Source organism: Nocardia sp., assembly GCF_025465275.1.
Classification (GTDB): Bacteria; Actinomycetota; Actinomycetes; order Mycobacteriales; family Mycobacteriaceae; genus Nocardia.
Map to the genome: position 1 here is coordinate 1 of NZ_JAODNK010000197.1, position 3,671 is coordinate 3,671.

Genomic DNA, 3,671 nt, shown 5'->3' on the forward strand with positions numbered 1-3,671 from the left:
TCGTCGAGGCCGCCAACGCCGAAGCCGATCGCCTCACCAAGGAGTCCGAGGCCAAGCGCAAGGCCGCGCAGCAGGACTTCGAGGTCACCATGGCCGAGCGCCGCACCAAGCTCACCCGCGCCATGGAAGAGCTGGAGGCCACCTCGCGCGCCGAGGCCGCCCAGCGCATCAAGGACGCCACGGACGAGGCCAACCGCCTCATCTCCTCGGCGACCAACACCGCCGATCGGAAGATCGCGCACGCCAAGGAACTTGCCGAGGAGATGCGCGTCCTGCGTGGTCGTGTCCTCGCGCAGCTGCTCGGTATCCGCGGCCAGCTCGACTCCGTCCCGGCCATGCTCGCCGCCGTCAACCGCGAAAGCGAGCTCCTGGACGGCGCCCCCGAGCAGCGCTCGCTGAACAAGGGCAGCCGCAAGGCCATCTCCGACTCCCGTGAAGACGACATCGTCGACGAAGAGCGCGAGAACGCCAACATCTCCGGCTAATACCCGCACCGGGCGACACCCGTAACCCGAAGGCCGCTCCCGACTGGGGGCGGCCTTCCTAATGCCCGCACCCGCGCTGCCGTCCCGCCGCCAGAAGCGTTGACCACGTGCCGAATCCGGGTCCAGCCTCTACCCGACGCTGGTATTCGATTGGCGCTCTTTATAATTCCGACGGCACCCGAACCCTCTGGAGCAGCTGAACACGCACCGGGCCGTCAGGACCAGCGGCGGGTTATGCCCCGGGTGTGGCGGCCCTTCCAGCAACCGGTGTGCCAGTGGCGGCGGTCGTCTTCGCCGCCGTAGGCGGGCCAGGCCACTATGTGGGCGACGCCGGGGGGAATTTCGTGGTCGCAGCCGGGGCAGCGGTAGGTCTTGGTGGCCCGGGTGCCGGGGATGGTGCGGACTATGTAGGTTTCGTCGCCGGCGGGACCGTTCTCGGTGCGGCCGAAGACATCACCGAGAGGACGCCGGTCCCCATGGGACCGCGCCTGGGAATCCTTGGGGCGGGGTTTCCGGCGGGGCATGCTTCCAACCCTAGAACAGCCGGAATTCGTCGCTCTCGGTGCCGCGTAGCGCGTTGTAGTCCAGTGTCAGACACCGGATCCCGCGATCGTTGGCGAGCGTCTTGGCCTGTGGCTTGATCTGCTGTGCCGCGAACACACCGGCGACGGGGGCGAGCAGCGGATCGCGGTTGAGCAACTCCAGGTACCTGGTCAGCTGCTCGACGCCGTCGATATCGCCGCGGCGCTTGATCTCCACCGCGACCGTCGAACCGTCGGCATCGCGGCAGAGGATGTCCACCGGGCCGATAGCGGTCATGTATTCGCGGCGAATGAGCGAGTAACCGGCGCCGAGGGTGTGGATGTGCTCGGCCAGCAACTCCTGCAGATGCGCCTCGACGCCGTCCTTGATGAGGCCCGGGTCCACGCCGAGCTCATGCTTGGAATCGAGTTCGATGTCCTCGACGGTGATGCGCAGCTCTTCGCCGGCCTTATTGGTGACCACCCAAAGCTGTTGCGCCGCATCCGTTTCGGAAACGCGCTCCTCCATCCAGCAGGGCGGGCTCATCCAGTTCAGCGGCTTGTAGGAACCGCCGTCGGAGTGCACCAGCACCGAACCGTCCGCCTTCATCATGAGCAGGCGGCGAGCCATCGGGAGGTGGGCAGTCAGTCGGCCAACGTAATCGACCTGGCAACGAGCAATCACAAGGCGCACCCAAGCACTCTAGGGGACGCCCCGGATCAGGCCGAAAGGAAGGTGCTCGCAAGCAGTCCCGCACAGGCCAGCAGACCCAGCTCCAACCAGGTCGGACGGCGCAGCACCGGAGTACGGGCGATCATCGCCACGCCGAGCGCCACACCGATGCCGTAGGCGACCAGATGACCGCAATTGGTGAAGGTCCGGCCCTCCAGCACGCCCTCCATCGCGACCAGCAACCACGCTGTGGCCCAGGCCGTCTGAAAGCGCGGCGGCACGACGGCGACGAGCGAACCGAACAGTGCGACGGCGCCGTAACTGATACCCACGTCCTCGGCACGCCCGATGCTCTCGGGCAGCCACTGGGCGGTCACCGCCACCCACAGGCCCAGCGCCACCACGAGCGTCGCTCCTATGTGACCCGCCAGGAAGACACGCATGGTGTGCAGCGCGCCGAAGCGCAACTCGGCGAGGGCCAGCAGGCAGGCGAACAGCGGCACGATCGACAGCGCCCCGTCCGTATCACCGATGACCGCGGCGCTGGAGAACAGTGTTCCCACATGGCCGTTCAGCAGATTGTGCAGATTGGTGCTGGAGTGGTCGATCACCCGCTCCTGCACATCCGGGTCCGCCGCGGACAACACGACGGTGACACCGATCAGCAATAGCACGTATCCCACTGTCACCGGCAACCAGCGGCGTGCCCGCAATACACCGATCACCGGGGCGAACCCCGTCGATGCTCGTCCGGCCACAAAAATCTCGACCATGAGCATCTCCCTCAATCCGAAACCGCGGCTTACTCTCCGCGACTTCCATCTCCAGGGCTAATGGTCCCAGCGCTGTGTTCTGGTTTCGTTAAATCGCTGTGAGCTGCAGCGAACAGTGGAGATCAACCGACAAGCACGACATAGCCGAGCACCGAGGCAGCGACGAGCAAACCCGCCTCCCACCCGTGCAGGCGGCGCAGCTCGGATCGGCCCGAACGCACCAGCCAGTACCCGGCCGCCAGACCGATCGAAACCGCCACCAGGTGACCGACATTCGTGAAGGTCCGGCCCGTCACCACACCCGTCACCGCGACCACGGGCCAAACGATCGCCCAGGTGGGCACCCAGCGTGTGGGTACCAGAGCGATGAACGCACCGATCAATGCCATAGCGCCGTAACTGACACCGACATCGGAGACCCGGGTGATGTCCATCGAAATCCAGTCGGCCGACACCGCCACCCACAGGCCCGCCGCCACCAGCAGCGTCGCGCCGATATGGCCGGCGAAGAAGATCGACAGCAGGCGGACCGCGCCGAAACGCTTCTCTGCCAGCACCAGCAAACAGACCAGCAGCGGAATGATGACCACCGCGGCATTCCAGCCGTCGCCGATCACCATCGCGCTGGAGAACAGCGTGCCGAACCGGCCGCGCCACAAATTGTGCAAGTTCGTACTGGCATGCAGCACGACCCTGTTCTGCGTCGCCTCACTGAGCACGGAGAGCATGATCGTCACCGAAACCAGTACGGCTGCATAGCCATAGGTCACGGGTAAGAACAAGCGACGCCAGCGCGAACGCGGCAGCTCGACCGAATCGAGCGACAGCTCAGCGTCCGGAGCGGACATCAGCACCATGCGTCTACCTTCCTTACGACTCCACTCCATGATCCACGGAACCGCTCTGCGCTGCCTAGCAGTTGCTCGAGAAGATTCTGTGAACAGGACCGGATAAACGCCGAATTCCCCGATCCGGGCAGCTCAAACAGGTGGATCCTGGAACCGAAAAGGTCCGAATACGCGAAAACCCCCGCAGCGAATGCTGAAGGGGTGCAACGAAAAAGACCCCCAGCCAATGGCTGGGGGTCTTCTCGAATGATGTTCCGGCGGTGTCCTACTCTCCCACACCCTGTCGAGTGCAGTACCATCGGCGCAGGTGGCCTTAGCTTCCGGGTTCGGAATGGGACCGGGCGTTTCCCCACCGCTATAGCCGCCGTAAC

4 protein-coding genes, 1 rRNA gene and 1 pseudogene are annotated in these 3,671 nt (G+C 65.2%); 1 reads left to right on the forward strand and 5 read right to left on the reverse strand.

The features are described 5' to 3' along the window. Positions 1-485 (forward strand): annotated as a pseudogene (locus JWN03_RS40450) (hypothetical protein); the annotation flags it as partial. A gap of 215 nt (positions 486-700) precedes the next feature. On the opposite strand, the gene JWN03_RS40455 reads toward JWN03_RS40450, so the two are convergent. From JWN03_RS40455 to rrf, 5 genes are all read right to left on the reverse strand, one after another. Next, positions 701-1,009, reverse strand: coding sequence for an ATP/GTP-binding protein (locus tag JWN03_RS40455; RefSeq protein WP_297627097.1), 309 nt, complete (start codon positions 1,007-1,009; stop codon positions 701-703). Between the two features lie 10 nt (positions 1,010-1,019). Beyond that, positions 1,020-1,700, reverse strand: coding sequence for an endonuclease NucS (nucS, locus tag JWN03_RS40460; protein WP_297627100.1), 681 nt, complete (start codon positions 1,698-1,700; stop codon positions 1,020-1,022). Positions 1,701-1,726: 26 nt separating this feature from the next. Then, positions 1,727-2,452, reverse strand: coding sequence for a rhomboid-like protein (locus JWN03_RS40465; protein WP_297627103.1), 726 nt, complete (start codon positions 2,450-2,452; stop codon positions 1,727-1,729). 122 nt (positions 2,453-2,574) lie between these two features. Beyond that, positions 2,575-3,309, reverse strand: a complete 735-nt coding sequence (locus JWN03_RS40470) for a rhomboid family intramembrane serine protease (RefSeq protein ID WP_297627106.1) — start codon at positions 3,307-3,309, stop codon at positions 2,575-2,577. A gap of 243 nt (positions 3,310-3,552) precedes the next feature. Continuing rightward, positions 3,553-3,669: ribosomal RNA gene (gene rrf, locus JWN03_RS40475) — 5S ribosomal RNA — on the reverse strand. Between the last annotated feature and the right edge of the window lie 2 nt (positions 3,670-3,671).